We start from the raw sequence: 15,578 nt of genomic DNA, 5'->3' as shown, positions 1-15,578 counted from the left end.
CATGAGCACGCGAACCGTCAGACAAAAAATGGGCCGGGATGAGTGGTTGCAGCGGCTGTTGATTGCATGCATCGTCCTCGTGCTGTTCATCACCGTGTTGATGCCGCTTGGCGATTTGTTCAGCAAAGCGTTCATCAATGAAACAGGCGAGTACATCGGTCTGGCCAACTTTATCAAATATTTTGAGACTCCGGCCTTGGTGCAGTCTTTTGTCAATACGATGTACGTTTCCGGCGTCACCACGATCCTGTCTGTTACGCTCGCCTTTTTGTACGCCTTTGCCCTGACGCGGACGAATATGAGAGGGAAAGTATTTTTCCGTTATGTGGCATTGCTGCCGCTGTTTGCGCCGACGATGATGCACGGGATTGCCCTGACGTATTTGTTCGGGAATCAGGGAATCATTACGACCGGGTTTTTCGGAGTCTTTCCCGGATTTGAGGTGGAGCTGTACGGGCCGCTCGGGATCATTTTGTCCGAGTTGTTCTACACCTTCCCGCAGGCGTATTTGATCCTCGCGGTGTCGCTTGCTTTTGCCGACTACAACCTGTACGAAGCGGCGGAGACGATGGGGGCAAGCAAGCTGTGCAAGTTTTTGACCGTGACGCTCCCCAACGTGAAATACGGTCTGGTCAGCGCGATTTTCGTCTGCTTTACGCTCAGCTTTACCGATTTCGGGGCGCCAAAAGTGGTCGGCGGACAATTCAACGTTTTGGCGACAGACATCTACAAGCAAGTGATCGGTCAACAAAATACGACCATGGGGGCTACGGTCGGAATTATTTTGATTCTTCCGGCGATTCTCGCCTTCATCGTGGACCGGATCGTGGAGCGGAAGCAAAACTCGTCCGTAAATGCGAAGTCCACGCCGTACAAAATCGTGCCGCAGCGCGGACGCGACAACGCTTTTTTCGTCTATTGCTCGCTGATTACCGCGACGATTTTTCTGATGCTCATCACGGTGATTCTTGCCTCGCTCGTCAAGGTTTGGCCGTACGACCTGACGATGACGGTCACGCACTACGACTTTTCCAAGGTAGCCGGGGAAGGGATGCAGCCGTTCTGGAACAGTGTGCTCGTTGCCTTTTACAGCGCGGTGGCAGGGACGGTCGTCACCTTCATCAATGCGTACCTGATCGAAAAGACGCGCTTCATGAAAGGAATGCGGCAGGTCGGCTACTTCCTGTCCATCTTGCCGCTTGCTTTGCCCGGGCTGGTCATCGGTCTTGCCTACATCTTTTTCTTCAACCATCCCGACAATCCGCTTAACTGGATGTACGGCTCCATCGTCATCCTGATTTTGGCGAACGTGATTCACTTTTACGCGGTGCCGTTTATTTCCGCCACGACGGCGCTGAAAAAACTGGACAAGGAATTTGAGCTTGCCTCCGAGTCGATGGGTGTTCCGTTCTACGTCACCTTCTGGCGGGTGACGGTTCCCATGTCCCTGCCTGCTATCTTGGAAAACGCCGTCTACTACTTCATCAACTCCATGGTTACGATTTCTGCCGTCGTCTTTCTCTACTCAGCCGATTTCAAGCTGGCCTCCGTCTCGATTGTCAACATGGATGACGCGGGCGATGTTGCTCCCGCTGCCGCCATGTCTGTCTTGATCGTACTGACCAACGTGCTGGTGCGGATCATTTACGAGATCGGAACGAAGAAGCTGAGGGAGAAAACGGGGGCTTGGCAAAAAAGATAAAAAGGTGGGAGAAGAGACATGATTCAAGCAGTAATCTTTGACTGGGCCGGAACGACCGTCGACTACGGATGCTTCGCGCCGCTGGACGTTTTCCTGGAAGTATTCAAGAAGCGGGGGATCGAGGTTACGCATGCAGAAGCTCGCGAGCCGATGGGGATGCTCAAATGGGACCATATCGACACGATGCTGAAAATGGACCGGGTCGCGGAGCTGTGGAGAGCCAAGTACGGCAGACTGCCGGAGAAAAAAGATGTCGACATGCTGTACGCCGACTTCGAGCCGATGCTGTTTTCCATCCTGAAAAATTACACGACCCCGATCCCCGGTGTGCTGGAACTGGTGGCGCGGCTGCGGGCGGCAGGAATCAAAATCGGTTCGACGACGGGCTACACAGCCGAAATGATGGCGGTCGTGGCCCCAGAGGCAAAGAAGAAAGGCTACTGGCCCGACTCCATGGTGACGCCGAGCGAGATGCCTGCCGGACGTCCGTTGCCGTGGATGTGCTATCAAAATGCGATCAATCTGGACGTTCACCCGATGAAGCACATCATCAAAGTCGGCGATACGACCAGCGATATAAAAGAGGCAGTGGCAGCGGGAGCATGGGCTGTCGGCGTGATCAAGGGCAGCAGCGAGCTGGGGATGACCGAGCAGCAGGTGAATCAGTGCGACCCGGACGAACTGGCTGACAAAATGGAGGCGGTAGCCAAGCGCTTCAAGTCTGTCGGTGCCGACTACGTCATCGACAGCATTGGCGAACTCGATAAGCTGATTCCGAAAATCAACTTGCGCCTCGCGCAAAAGGAGAGATAAGCGATGAAACTCACACAATTGCCAGATAACCCGTATCTGCTCTTGACTCCCGGACCGCTGTCCACGTCCAAGAGCGTAAAAGCTGCCATGCTGCGCGACTGGTGCACATGGGACAACGAATACAACGATCTGGTGCAGGACATTCGCAAAAAGCTGGTGCGCTTGTCCGGCAACAACCACGACGACTATACAGCGGTGCTGATGCAGGGCAGCGGCAGCTTTTCCGTGGAATCGGTCGTAGGCTCCGCCGTTCCGGCAGACGGCAAACTCGTCGTGCTGACGAACGGTGCCTATGGAAACCGTTTGGCGCAAATGGCCCAGGTGCTCAAGGTCAACACAATCGTCATCGACTTCGGGGAAGTGGACGAAGCCCAGCCGCACAAGCTGCGGGAACTGCTGGAGCAGGATACAGACGTCACGCACGTAGCCGTGGTGCATTGCGAGACGACGACTGGCATGTTGAACCCGATTGCCGAGGTCGGCAAGGTCGCGAAGGAGTACGGAAAGGTCTTCATCGTCGATGCGATGAGCAGCTTTGGCGGAGTCGCGATGGACGTAGCTGATTTGCAAATCGACTTTTTGATCAGCAGCGCGAACAAGTGCATCCAGGGAGTGCCCGGTTTCGGCTTTATTCTGGCGAAAACCGAGGAGCTGAAAAAGTGCAAGGGGCAGGCGCGTTCGCTCTCGCTCGACTTGTACGATCAGTGGGAGACGATGGAAAAGCACAACGGCAAATGGCGCTACACTTCGCCGACGCATGTGGTGCGCGCCTTTTATCAGGCTCTGTTGGAGCTGGAGGAAGAAGGCGGCGTGGAAAAGCGGCAAGTCCGCTATCGGGAAAATCAGCGGACACTTGTAGAAGGCATGGAAGCGCTTGGCTTCCGCACGCTGCTGCGCCGCGAGCTACAGTCACCGATCATCACTTCGTTCTACTTCCCGGACAGCCCGCAGTTTACGTTTGCCGCTTTTTACGAGCGACTGAAACAGGAAGGCTACGTGATTTATCCGGGCAAAATTTCGGTAGCAGATACGTTTCGGATCGGCAATATCGGGGAGGTCTACCCGCACGACATGAAGCATCTGGTACAGGCGATTGAACGAAACATGTTCTGGTAGGAGCAGGTCATGTCTCTCATAGGGGAAGAGCGCAAGGACACGATCCTGAACATGCTGAACTACGCCGGCAAAGTGCGGACCAACGAGCTGGTGGAGAAGTTGCAAGTATCGTCGGAAACGATCAGAAGGTATCTCGAAGAGCTGGAAAATGAAAATCAGCTCAAGCGCGTGTACGGCGGAGCGATCAAAATCAACTACGACCGCGAGGAGCCGTCTCACCTGATGCGCGAAGTATCGCATGCAGACGAGAAAAGGCGCATCGGCCGAGCGGCGGCAAGCCTCGTGCAGGACAACGATATCATTGTCATAGACGACGGAACGACGACGCTGCACATGCTGCATTTTCTGGTCAATCGCAAAAATTTGAAGCTGATCACGATTTCCGTTCCCGCCCTTAACTTGATGATGGAGTACCACAACAAGGAGATGTTCAGCGGGGAAATCTACTTCATCGGCGGCAGGGTACAGCCGAAGCATTTCCGAACGGCAGGCACGCTGGCTGAAAACATGATGCAAGGCTTTTTCGTCGACAAAGCGTTTATCTCGATTGACGGCATACTGGCCCAGCACGGAATCTCCAGCTATGACTGCGAAAAAGCGATGATTGCCAAGCGGATCATCGAGAACGCCAAGGAAAACATCGTGCTCACCGATCATTCCAAAATCGGGGTAAGCACCTTTTACAAGGTCGCGGATTTGAAGCAAATCGATACGGTCATCAGCAATGTTGCGGCTCCACACGAGTGGCTGCACGAGTTGGACGCAAAAGGGGTCAACTGGATCGTGGCAGATTGAAGCAGGGGCATACACGGAGTGCTCTCTATTTTTTGGACATAGTCACAACTAAAATCAATTAAAAAAACGTAAATACAGAATATTAGCTTGATTACATTTGCTTTTGCGTGTATTTTCAAAAAGAACAGCCTTATTCAGACAGTTTTGACTCGATTGCGAGGGAGAGTGCGATCCAGATGCTAGAAAACGGCTACGCTCTGGGAATGATTGAAACCGTGGGTTTTCCCGCCCTTGTTGCGGCGACCGATGCGGCTGCGAAAGCCGCAGACGTCCGCTGCGTGACCTATCAGGGTGCGGATGCGGGGATTGTCACCATCTATATCGTCGGGGATGTCGCTTCTGTTACGGCTGCGGTGGCGGTAGGCGAAGCGGAGGCAAGAAGAGTGGGCCAGCTTCGCCACTCCCGCGTCATCCCCCGGCCAGACCGCAGTGTGATGCAGATGGTCTTGCAACAGCTGGAAAAGCAAAAGGCCAAAGACCCGCCAAAGCCAGCGGGAAAACAGGCGACTGACAAGCAAAAAAACGATGCGGCAAAAACAGCTACACCAACCAGTAAGGAGGAATAGTCATGGGTGATGCATTGGGAATGGTAGAAACAAAAGGACTGATCGGAGCGGTAGAAGCTGCTGATGCGATGGTCAAGGCGGCGAATGTGAAGCTCGTAGGCAAGGTGCATGTCGGGGGCGGTTTGGTTACGGTAATGGTTCGCGGAGACGTCGGGGCAGTCAAGGCGTCTACGGATGCGGGAGCAGCGGCGGCGGAAAAAGTGGGCGAGCTGGTTTCGGTACACGTCATTCCGCGGCCGCACTCGGATATTGAACTGATTTTGCCAAAGCTGGAGTCGTAGTCGCAACGGTTTGTTGCTGTACGAAACAATCAGATGAATCGCAATCGGCTGAAATGAGGTGGCGTTATCGTGATGCTAGATGCAGATTTGCAATCCGTGCAGGAAGTGCGACAGTGTTTGCAAACCGCCAAGGAAGCGCAAAAGCGGCTTGCCGGGATGAGCCAGGCCCAGATCGACCAAATCGTCCAGAGCATGGCGGAAGCAGCGAGACAAGAGGCAGGACGCCTGGCAGCAATGGCAGTAGAAGAAACGGGATACGGCAAGGCGGCGGACAAGACGGCGAAAAATTTGTTTGCCGCCCAGGACGTCCATCAATCGATCCAAAACATGAAGACGGTCGGGATTATTAATCGCGATGAGCAAAACCGCGTGTGGGAGGTTGCCCAGGCGGTAGGCGTGATCGCCGGAATCGTTCCTTCAACCAATCCTACCTCGACGGTCATTTTCAAAGCGTTGATCAGTGTGAAGGCAGGAAATGCGATTGTGTTCAGCCCGCATCCGCAGGCAGCAAAGTGTACGAAAGAAGCGGCGAGAGTCGTCCAGGCGGCAGCAGAGCGCGCAGGTGCGCCCGCCGGACTGATCTCTTGCCTCACGCAGCCGACTTTGGCCGCCTCCCGGGAGCTGATGCACCACTCCTTGACCGACCTGATTTTGGCGACAGGCGGGACAGCGATGGTGAAGGCTGCCTACAGCTCCGGCAAGCCCGCCTATGGAGTCGGGCCGGGGAATGTGCCCGTCTATGTGCATGCCAGCGCGGACATCCCGACGGCGATCAGGCAAGTGGTCCAGAGCAAAACGTTTGACTACGGAACGATTTGCGCATCGGAGCAGTCTCTCGTCGTCGATCAATCCATCAAGCGCAAAGTCGTGGCGGAGTTGAAGCGGCAAGGGGCGTACTTTTTGGATGACCATGAGACGCGGCGGGTCGCGGCGGTCATTTTGGCGGGGAAAAGCCTCAATCCGGCGATTGTAGGCAAGTCGCCGCAGGCGCTGGCTGAGCTGGCAGGCATACTCGTCCCGGAAGACGCGACACTGCTGGTCGCGGAAGAAACAGGCGTCGGGCTGGACTATCCGTTTTCCGTGGAAAAGCTCGCCCCGATTCTTGCGCTGTACACCGTGGCAGACACCCGGGAGGCGAGCACGCTTTGCAGCAAGCTGCTTGCTTTTGGCGGGCTGGGGCATACGCTCGGCATTCATTGTCACGATCAGCACGTCATCGAATCGTTCGTCGTCGACAAGCCAGCGTCGCGCATCGTGGTCAACAGCGGGACGACCTTTGGCGGCATCGGAGCCACTACAGGCATCGCGCCTTCCCTGACACTCGGTTGCGGTTCGCTAGGAAACAACGTAACGTCTGACAACATCGGTCCGCAGCATTTGTTCAACATCAAGCGGGTAGCGTTCGGCTTGCGGGACATGCAGCTTGCGCAAACAGAAGCGGCGATGCCAGTGGCGGTGGCTGCTGCTGCGCCTGCCATCAGCAGGGATGAGATCGCGGAAATTATTAAAAGCGTCCTGTTGGAACTGCAATCTTCCGGCAGGTAAGGAGGCGTACTAGATGGCAGGAGAAATGGCAGCACTCGGCATGGTTGAGACAAAAGGCTTGATTGGCGCGGTGGAAGCTGCGGACGCCATGGTCAAGGCGGCGAACGTGAAGCTGATCGGGAAAGTGCATGTTGGCGGGGGACTCGTCACGGTCATGGTGCGCGGCGATGTAGGAGCGGTAAAAGCGTCGACGGATGCAGGCGCAGAAGCAGCGCAAAAGGTGGGGGAGCTGAAATCGGTGCACGTCATTCCTCGACCGCACTCCGATATCGAGTCGATTCTTCCCAAGCTGGAAGGATAGTCGCTAACGGATGGCCTTGATCACGGAAACGACGCTGAGGGCCATGCTGAGAACGGGAATCCCCAATCCGTTTTCCGTTCACGTCAACGATAAATTCACCCCGGCTGCATCCGACTTTTTGAAGGGGAGAGGAATCCGCGTGGAGGTCTTGAAGGCGCAGGAGATTCATTCGCAACGGGCGAGCGGGGGCGAGCAGAAGTCAATCCCCGTCGGTGTATCGAACCGCCACATTCATCTGTCGATGGAAGATGTAGAAAAATTGTTCGGCAAAGGCTATCAGCTGGCGCCGCTGCGCCCTCTTTCCCAGCCGGGACAGTTTGCCGCTGTGGAAACGCTCACGCTGCTCGGGCCGAAGGGATTGATGAAAGGCGTGCGCATCCTCGGCCCTGCTCGGGGAGTGAGCCAGGTGGAAATCTCCCGCACGGACGGCTTCCAGCTCGGGCTGCATCCGCCTGTGCGGTTGTCGGGGATGCTGGAGGAGACGCCGGGCATTACGCTGATCGGCCCTGCTGGCTGCGTCGTTCTGGAAAAGGGGGTCATCGTAGCGAAGAGCCATGTGCACATGTCGCCAGAGGATGGCAGGCGTTTTCAGGTGAGCGACCAAGATACGCTGATGCTGCAAACAACGGGCGAACGCCCTGTCATTTTTCCGGAAGTGACAGTCAGGATCAACCCGAGGTACGCCCTCGATTTTCATCTCGATCTGGATGAAGCCAACGCGGCCAGCTTGAAGACGAATGATCAGGTGCTCGTCATCGGAAAAAACGGAAAGCTTGATGGAACGGCAGGGAGGTGAGGACATGGACGTGCGGCAAATGATCGAGTCCATTACTCGCGAGCTTTTGCAATCGATGATTCAGTCCCCCAGGCAGGAGAACAAGCCCAAATGGTTGTATATCTTCTGTGACAGTCGCGCACATGAGTCGTTTGACGACCAGTTCATCGCACTGCAAAATAACGGAGTTTGTCACGACATTCTGTTTTTGGACGGGGAAACGTCGTCCTGGCTCGGCATGCATCGCATCGAATGCGGCGGAGCGGGCAAAATCATCACGGCAGACGAGTACGCACCGCTTCCGCTGGAGGTGCCGAAGGAGTACGACGGCGTCATCATTCCGGAAATCGACCTCGACAACGCGGCGAGAGTGGCGGCAGGGTTGAAGGGAACGATCAAGGCAGAGATCGTCTTTTCCGCACTGGTCCTCGGCAAGCCTGTCTTGATCGGGGAAGATGTGCCGGGACTCAAGCGCTCGGATCGGCGATGCCTGAAGACGCTGACGTTGCCACCAGCGTACCAGAAGCTGTTTTTGCGGCACATCGGCGCCATGAAGGAGATTGGTGTCGAGTTTTACCCGCAAAAGTCGCTTGCAGAAGCGGCGATTCGCAAAAGCAGGGCAAAAGCTCAGACGCAAGCGCAAACAGGTGAACAGTCAGGTGCAGGTGCTGATGCACAGACGATTGTTTCTGCCAAGCTGTTGACCGCGGAATGGGTTCGGGCACAAGCCGATTTTCCCGACCAGCAGCTTGTGGTGCGCGAAGGAACGATCGTTTCTCCTCTGGCGACGGATTTGCTCAAAGAAAAAGGAATTGTCGTGCACTACGTTCGATAAAGGGGGAGCCTCATGTTTTTGGGAAAAGTGATCGGCAGCGTCTGGTCCACACAAAAAGAAGCGGGCATGGAAAATTTGAAATTGCTGATCGTCCAGCCCATTGACTGGAAAGACAGGGAAGGTGGACAAACGGTGATTGCCGCAGACCGCATCGGTGCGGGAATCGGCGAAAAGGTCATCGTTTCCGGCGGTACGCCTGCGCGGATCGTTTTTCAGAACAGACAGGTTCCGATTGATGCTGTCATCGTAGGAATTGTCGATTCTTATGAAGTAACGCGAGAACAATAAGCAACAAAACGGGTGTAGTCTGCGGATAGACTGCACCTTTTGCCATTTAGAAAAGAGAGCTGGGAAAAACATGTCGACCACGATCTTGCTGATTTTGCTGTTTGCGGCTGTCTGTCATGCGGTCTGGAATGCCCTCTCCAAAAAAATCGAGGAGCGGGACGCTTTTTTTACGCTGATTTTGGGAGCTTCCGTCATCCTGTACTTTCCTTTGGCCCTTTACTTGTGGCAGACGTCGTCTTTTCCGCCGGGGGCGATCAAGTGGCTGTTGCTCAGCACGTGCTCGGAAGTGCTGTACTTCGTCGCTCTGGGCAAAGCATACGAGAAAAATCATTTGAGCTATGCTTACCCGATCTTGCGGGGAACGGCTCCCATCGTGACAACGCTCATCAGTATCGTAGTGATCGGAACGACGATCGCCTGGACGGGGTATTTGGGCATTCTCGTCATTGTCGCAGGCGTTGTGTTCATGAATCAGCGGACGTTTTCGCTGCGCGAGCTGGGGAGCATCGTCAAAGACTGGGGCAATATGAAGTGGGTGTTTCTGGCCGGAAGCTTTTCGGCTTGCAGCAGTGTAGTAGACGGCATGGGCGCAGCGATGATGTCCGGGCTTTTGTTCAAATACGTCGTGTTTTTCGGGATGTTTGCAGGGAAGTGGCTGATTGATCGCAGGGCGGCGAGGAAAGTGTCTTATCTCGCCTTGTTGAAAAAGTATCCGTGGCATACGCTGGCCGGGGGAATTTTTGTGTTTATTTCCAACTCGCTCGCTGTTTACGCCATGCAAACAACGCCTGTCACCTATGTGGCATCCGTACGTGAAATCAGCATCGTCTTCGCCACCTTGATCGGCATTGTCTGGCTCAAGGAGCAGGTCAGCCTGGTCAAATGGATCTCGATTGGACTGATCCTCGCGGGTGTGGTCATTATTAAACTAAGCTGAAAAAGAGGGGCCTCCGCATAAAAACGGAAGGCCCCTCTTCTCGTTGCAAGCATGGATGCAAAAGCCTAGCGGGAAGCTTGTACAGACTCGCTCGTTTGCGCATCCAGCTGAGTGATTTCCTCGTGAATATAGATGCCGCGCTTTTCCAGTTCGGCGAACACTTCAGCCGGGTCAAACGCGTCCTCCGGGATGAGCACGCCTGTCTTTTTCACCATGCCTTTGGCGATCATCTCGGTTGCGATGGCCATCGGGATGCCTACGTTTCGCGTGTAGGCACGCAGTTTTTCCCAGCCTTCTACGGAGCCGTCGGAAGCGGGATGCGTGTGGTAAAGAACGTGTTGCACGCGCTGCCCGTCTTTTTCCCCGATGACTTCCACATGCAGCGAATAGCCGTACAGCTCGGTTTCCTGCCCTTCTGTCGAATGAAACAAATACTCGCTGATGCAATCGAGAATCCCGATTTCTTTGCCGTTGACGTTGATCTTGTCGTTGCGCATGAAGCCCCAGTCGTAGAGGGCGCGAACGAGCTGCATATTTTTCGCGGGCCACGTGCCGCGCACTTCGATGAGCTGTACGTGCTTGTCGGCGAGCGCAGTTGCCAATGTTTTTGTCTCCGCGTGCGGGATGATGTACTGAACGGTTTGGCCATATGGCTCAGGCAGCTGGATTTCACGAGGGCGGGCAAACGGAGGCACCTGGATGAACTCGCCGTTTTCAAAGACGACACGGCCAGGCAGGAGCGGATCGTATTCGTACGTAGTCGTCTCGGTGATCGAACGGGAAAAAGCGATCGGGCGAAAAGCGCCGTGGCTGACGCGCACGGACTCCACGCGATCCAGCTGATTCGCGGCATGCATCGCCATCATTTGCGTGACGCCGGGGGTCATTCCGAAGCCAGGCACGCATGTTTTGCCGTTTTGCTTGAAAATGTGGTCGGAGGCTTCTTCAGCGCCAAAGCCGTTCAGATTGACGCCGTGGCAGCCGGCTTCCGCGATGCAGGCAGTGGAAAGCCCGTTCAAAGTAATCGTGGTGCCGTCCATGACGATGTCGTATCCACGCATCTTGTTGACCGTATCCTCGTGATCGTGCACGTTGATCTGGATGAAGTCGACGCGAGGGTCTTGCAAAGATTCCACGATTTTGCGGCCTTCTGTTTCATTGAAGTCGGCTACCGTAATTTTCTCGAAGCTGGAATACTGCACCAAATCGAGAATCGACTCCCGGCAAATCCGGCCCGCGCCGCCAAGACAAAGAACTTTCATGATGAAGCCTCCTTTTGATCTTTTGAATTGTCTAAAAATTCAGCACTTCTATTACTGAATATATCACAAGCTTTGTGCTTTGTCTTGTGTTTTGTTGTAAATTAATTGTGTTTTTAGTTTGAATTACTTATTAAACAAACATTAACACAACTAAAAGCACAATTTTGTTGGATATGAAAATAAAAAACAAATTAAAACAACAAAAAATCAATATGAAGTGTTATAATAAAATAAAAATTAAGAATATTTCATTTAATAAAAGCGCGGCCAAACGCAAGCAGTTCCATCGGCCATCTGGGGGGATTGGGGAAAGCAAAAAGAAAGGGTCTAAATCGCGTGTCGGCACATATCATGTCTCTATCGCTAAAAGAAGGTGGATGGGATGGAAACTCTGAATGTGTTTTACGAGCAGCATGTGATCATGAACCTGGAAATGTACTTGCGGGTAATCGTGAGCGCTGTGCTGGGGATGTTCATCGGTTGGGATCGCTCACACAAAAACAAGCCTGCCGGGCTGAAGACGTACATGTACGTCTCTGTCGCCTGCACGCTGATCACGCTGGTTTCGATTTACAGCACAAAGCTCTACAGCTCGCCGAACAGCGGAACGATGATGGACCCGATGCGGCTGGCAGCCCAGATCGTGACGGGACTTGGCTTTCTGGGAGCGGGCGTCATTTTGAAAGACGGCTTGCAGGTCAAAGGCTTGACCTCTGCCGCGATGATTTTTTTCGCGGGCGGAATCGGCATCGGAATCGGAGCGGGCTTTTACGGGATTGTCATTTTCTCCGTTATGGTGGCCTTCGCGCTGGCCCGAGTCAGCCAGCGATTCGAAGAGGTCACACACAAACGCTCGGAAAACAGTGAAAAAACAAGCGCGATGAAGCAGCAAGGCGTGGGATAGAACGAAAAGCGGTGCGGGCAATGCCTGTATCGCTTTTTTCTTTTTGCGGATGCGTCCTCCCGCTGATATTCCTCTGACAAACATCCGTTACGCTGTAAAAAACAAAACGATTTGAAGGAGTGTTACACGATGAGAGATGAGCGAATCGGCAAAATCGCAGACAACCTGATTTCGTACAGTCTGGATGTTCAGGCAGGCGAGCATATCATGATCCGGGTAGTAGACGAGGGCGAGCCGCTGGCGGCGGAACTGGTCAAGCGTCTGTATGCAAAAGGGGCTTATCCGCACCTGCGCTTCGTCAGACCCAAGCTGGAGCGGGAGTGGCTGCTGGGTCTGACCAAAGAGCACGTAGCACAGGTGATGGCGTGGGAAAACGATCTGTGGAAGGGAATGCACGGGTACATCGGCATTCATGGCGAGACGAATGACAGTGAGCTGAAAGGCGTGCCTGAAGAAAAGCAGCGTTTGTTTGCCGAAGCGTTTCAGGATATTGCCCACTACATCGACAATCAAACAAAAGGCATTCGCATCAATTTTCCGACGGCTGCTCTCGCCCAGAAGGCGAACATGAGCACGGACGCTTTCGAAGACTTTTACTTCGATGTCTGCTCTTTTGATTACCGGAAAATGGCGCAGGCGAGCCAGCCATTGTATGAGCTGATGGACAAGACCGATCGCGTGCGGATTTTGGGGCCGGGAACCGACATTTCTTTTTCGATCAAAGGAATTGGCACGCAACTGGCGGTCGGCAAGCGGAACATGCCGGATGGGGAAGTGTACACATCGCCTGTGCGGAGTTCGGCGCATGGGACGATCAGCTACAATACCCCGAGCCATTACAAAGGAACGACTTTTGACAACGTCACCTTTACCGTGCGCGAAGGCAAAATTGTCGAGGCAACGGCCAACCATGCGCAAAAGCTGAATGAAATTTTGGATACGGACGCGGGGGCGCGTTACTTCGGCGAATTTGCGATTGCGTTTCATCCGCACATTTTGCATCCGATGGGAGATACGCTGTTCGACGAAAAAATTGCCGGCAGCTTCCACCTGACCCCGGGGCGGGCGTACGATTCAGCCGACAACGGCAATCGCAGCACGATTCACTGGGATTTGATCTCCATCCAAAGACCGGATTACGGCGGGGGCGAAATTTGGTTTGACGATGCATTGATTCGCAAAGACGGGAAGTTCGTGCATGAAGCTTTGCTTGGATTGAATCCGGAGCAGTTGATGCGGTAAGGAGGAGCCGCTCCTTGATTTGACAGCAGGAATATTCCGCCTCTTTCAAGAAGTATAGGCGGTGATAGCATAGAGAGAACGAGGAGCTGGTAGCGTGACTTTACGTGCAGAAGAAACCGTCGTCGGTTTTGTGGGAACGGGCGTCATGGGCAAAAGCATGGCGAAGCACTTTTTGCAGGCAGGGTATAGCGTGCTGATTTACACGCGCACGAAGGCAAAAGCACAGGAGCTGCTGGATGCGGGAGCCGTCTGGAAGGAACAGGTAAGCGAGCTTGCCGCACAGGCTGATGTCATCATTACGATGGTCGGATACCCGTCTGATGTGGAAGAGGTGTACCTCGGCGTCGATGGGATCATTGCTCATGCGAAGCCGGGTACTTATTTGGTAGATATGACGACATCGAAGCCGTCCCTCGCGCAAAAAATTTACGAGGAAGCGAAACAGCATTCGCTCCATTCGCTGGATGCCCCTGTATCCGGCGGCGACGTAGGAGCGCGGGAGGCGCGTCTGACGATCATGGTCGGCGGCGATCAGGAAGCGTTTGAAGCGGTCGAGCCGCTGCTTGCGATCATGGGCAAAAACGTGGTTCTCCAAGGGGGACCAGGTGCGGGGCAGCATACGAAAATGTGCAATCAAATTTGCATTGCAACGAATATGATCGGCGTGTGCGAAGCGATTGCCTATGCGAAAAAAGCGGGACTGGACCCTGCGCGCGTGCTGACCAGCATCGAAGCGGGAGCGGCCGGAAGCTGGTCGCTGTCCAATCTGGCTCCGCGCATGATAGCCGAAAATTTCGCGCCAGGCTTTTACATCAAGCACTTTATCAAAGACATGGGGATTGCTTTGGAAGCGGCCGAGGAAATGGGGCTGTTGACTCCCGGGCTTGCCTTGTCGAAATCGCTCTACGAGGAGTTGGCGGAAAAAGGCGAAGCGGACAGCGGGACACAGGCTTTGATCAAATGGTTTGATCGCCAATAAGGAAGTGAGCCGCTTGGCCGAGCGCCAGACGCAAGAAAAGGAGCCCGCTTGAGACGGGCTCCTTTGTTATTTTGCATTGACCCGAACGTCCAAAGCTTCGCTGGGTACAGGTTTGTTTTTAGGTTGTGGCGTTCCCATCTTTTTCACTTCCAAAATGTCGAGCAAGAACACGAACGACGGAATGCCGACGATCAATCCCCACACCCCGAAGAAATGCTCGGAGAAGATCAGGACGACGAACGTGTAAAAAATCGGCAGATGGGTCTTCGACGCCATCAGGCGCGGATTCAGGACGTACGCTTCCATCGCGTGAATCAGCATGATAAACAAAAGCAAGTATATGACGGTAGGTAGCCCACCGATGCTAAAAGCGATCACGCTGAGCGGAATCAAGGAGATGATCACGCCGGCAACCGGGATCAGCCCAAGCACGAACACCATCAGCGACAGTCCGAACAAGTTGGGGAAGCCGAGAATCCACAAGCCGATCAACGTAAACACGGTGTTGAACAAGGCGATCAGCAGCTGGGTTTCGATTACTTTCCCGAAGGTCAGAATAAACTTTTGGCTGAAGTATTCAATTTCGCTATACAGCCAGGACAGCTTGCTGGTGCGGAATTGGGACGTGAACTGGACGACATTGTCTTTTCCCAGCAAGAAAAACAGACTGAGCAAAAGGGCCAAAAACAGATTGAAGCCCATATTTTTCACGACGGTCAAAAAGTCAAGACTGCTCTTGACCAGACCTTTCATGTCAAGCTTGTCTAAGGTAGACATGACATACGGGGCAAATTCGGAGTGCTGGTTCGCCCGCACGACTTGTTCGATCAGATGAATCAGTTGCCCGGTTTCGTGAATCAAGGCCGGAAAGGCGCGAATCCCGCCCCATACGAGCAAAACAGCGAGCAGCAAGTACAGGAAAATGAGAGTCAGCTTGGGACTTACAGGCACAAGCTTGTGAATGGATTTGGTGAGAAACTGATGCAATCGATCCATCAGGAATGTGACGAGAAAAGTTAGCAAAACAACGTTGATCATGCTTCCGAGCGAATAAAGCAGGAGGCAAAACAACGCCAATATACCGAAACGTCTGAAATCCTTATTTTGCAAGAAGGTGGGCAAATTCATGGGAACATCCTTTCCAATTTCGAGACGCGCTATTTTTCTTCCATAAGCTTACCGCAACGATGTGTATTTCCTGTGTCTTTTTTTGGCGAATGCTGTAAATAACACGTAC

At 53.8% G+C, this 15,578-nt stretch carries 17 protein-coding genes; 15 read left to right on the top strand and 2 right to left on the bottom strand.

Annotated features, from left to right (window positions below):
- The first annotated feature begins 1 nt into the window (after position 1).
- From NST23_RS21890 to NST23_RS21835, 12 genes are all read left to right on the top strand, one after another.
- Positions 2–1,702: a putative 2-aminoethylphosphonate ABC transporter permease subunit gene (locus NST23_RS21890; RefSeq protein WP_122964696.1), complete on the top strand. Its 1,701-nt coding sequence runs from the start codon at positions 2–4 to the stop codon at positions 1,700–1,702.
- A gap of 18 nt (positions 1,703–1,720) precedes the next feature.
- Positions 1,721–2,515, top strand: coding sequence for a phosphonoacetaldehyde hydrolase (gene phnX / locus NST23_RS21885; RefSeq protein WP_122964697.1), 795 nt, complete (start codon positions 1,721–1,723; stop codon positions 2,513–2,515).
- A 3-nt stretch (positions 2,516–2,518) separates the two neighbouring features.
- Positions 2,519–3,631, top strand: coding sequence for a 2-aminoethylphosphonate--pyruvate transaminase (gene phnW / locus NST23_RS21880; RefSeq protein ID WP_122964698.1), 1,113 nt, complete (start codon positions 2,519–2,521; stop codon positions 3,629–3,631).
- Between the two features lie 9 nt (positions 3,632–3,640).
- Entirely contained in the window at positions 3,641–4,426 is a 786-nt protein-coding gene (locus tag NST23_RS21875) for a DeoR/GlpR family DNA-binding transcription regulator (RefSeq protein ID WP_122964699.1), read from the top strand.
- Positions 4,427–4,602: 176 nt separating this feature from the next.
- Positions 4,603–4,992: a BMC domain-containing protein gene (locus tag NST23_RS21870; RefSeq protein ID WP_281869763.1), complete on the top strand. Its 390-nt coding sequence runs from the start codon at positions 4,603–4,605 to the stop codon at positions 4,990–4,992.
- 2 nt (positions 4,993–4,994) lie between these two features.
- A complete protein-coding gene (locus tag NST23_RS21865; protein WP_122964701.1) occupies positions 4,995–5,273 on the top strand; it encodes a BMC domain-containing protein in 279 nt (92 codons plus the stop codon).
- 69 nt (positions 5,274–5,342) lie between these two features.
- Positions 5,343–6,818 (top strand): acetaldehyde dehydrogenase (acetylating), encoded by a 1,476-nt coding sequence (locus tag NST23_RS21860; protein ID WP_340964567.1) that lies wholly within the window; start codon positions 5,343–5,345, stop codon positions 6,816–6,818.
- 13 nt (positions 6,819–6,831) lie between these two features.
- On the top strand, positions 6,832–7,119 hold the full coding sequence (locus tag NST23_RS21855) for a BMC domain-containing protein (protein ID WP_122964703.1): 288 nt from the start codon (positions 6,832–6,834) through the stop codon (positions 7,117–7,119).
- Positions 7,120–7,129: 10 nt separating this feature from the next.
- Complete coding sequence (gene pduL, locus NST23_RS21850) at positions 7,130–7,915, top strand: phosphate propanoyltransferase (protein WP_173599213.1); 786 nt, start codon at positions 7,130–7,132, stop codon at positions 7,913–7,915.
- Between the two features lie 4 nt (positions 7,916–7,919).
- Positions 7,920–8,729, top strand: coding sequence for a hypothetical protein (locus tag NST23_RS21845; RefSeq protein ID WP_328139456.1), 810 nt, complete (start codon positions 7,920–7,922; stop codon positions 8,727–8,729).
- 12 nt (positions 8,730–8,741) lie between these two features.
- Positions 8,742–9,017 (top strand): EutN/CcmL family microcompartment protein, encoded by a 276-nt coding sequence (locus tag NST23_RS21840; RefSeq protein ID WP_122964706.1) that lies wholly within the window; start codon positions 8,742–8,744, stop codon positions 9,015–9,017.
- Between the two features lie 70 nt (positions 9,018–9,087).
- On the top strand, positions 9,088–9,954 hold the full coding sequence (locus NST23_RS21835) for a DMT family transporter (protein ID WP_122964707.1): 867 nt from the start codon (positions 9,088–9,090) through the stop codon (positions 9,952–9,954).
- A gap of 65 nt (positions 9,955–10,019) precedes the next feature.
- Here the strand turns inward: NST23_RS21835 and NST23_RS21830 are convergent, their stop codons facing one another.
- Positions 10,020–11,216 (bottom strand): saccharopine dehydrogenase family protein, encoded by a 1,197-nt coding sequence (locus NST23_RS21830; RefSeq protein ID WP_173597604.1) that lies wholly within the window; start codon positions 11,214–11,216, stop codon positions 10,020–10,022.
- A gap of 382 nt (positions 11,217–11,598) precedes the next feature.
- Here NST23_RS21830 and NST23_RS21825 point away from each other — a divergent pair, with 382 nt between their 5' ends.
- From NST23_RS21825 to NST23_RS21815, 3 genes are all read left to right on the top strand, one after another.
- Positions 11,599–12,120: an MgtC/SapB family protein gene (locus tag NST23_RS21825; protein ID WP_063230021.1), complete on the top strand. Its 522-nt coding sequence runs from the start codon at positions 11,599–11,601 to the stop codon at positions 12,118–12,120.
- A gap of 129 nt (positions 12,121–12,249) precedes the next feature.
- The gene (locus NST23_RS21820) at positions 12,250–13,362 is read left to right on the top strand and encodes an aminopeptidase (protein WP_122964709.1); all 1,113 of its coding nucleotides are present in this window, start codon (positions 12,250–12,252) and stop codon (positions 13,360–13,362) included.
- Between the two features lie 94 nt (positions 13,363–13,456).
- Positions 13,457–14,341, top strand: coding sequence for an NAD(P)-dependent oxidoreductase (locus NST23_RS21815; protein WP_173597606.1), 885 nt, complete (start codon positions 13,457–13,459; stop codon positions 14,339–14,341).
- Between the two features lie 66 nt (positions 14,342–14,407).
- Here NST23_RS21815 and NST23_RS21810 read toward each other — a convergent pair whose 3' ends face one another.
- Positions 14,408–15,469, bottom strand: coding sequence for an AI-2E family transporter (locus tag NST23_RS21810; RefSeq protein WP_063230024.1), 1,062 nt, complete (start codon positions 15,467–15,469; stop codon positions 14,408–14,410).
- Positions 15,470–15,578 lie beyond the last annotated feature (109 nt).

Source organism: Brevibacillus sp. FSL K6-0770 (genome assembly GCF_038000275.1).
Classification (GTDB): domain Bacteria; phylum Bacillota; class Bacilli; order Brevibacillales; family Brevibacillaceae; genus Brevibacillus; species Brevibacillus parabrevis.
Note: the sequence above shows the minus strand (reverse complement) of the source record. Positions and strands in the feature narration are given on the sequence as shown.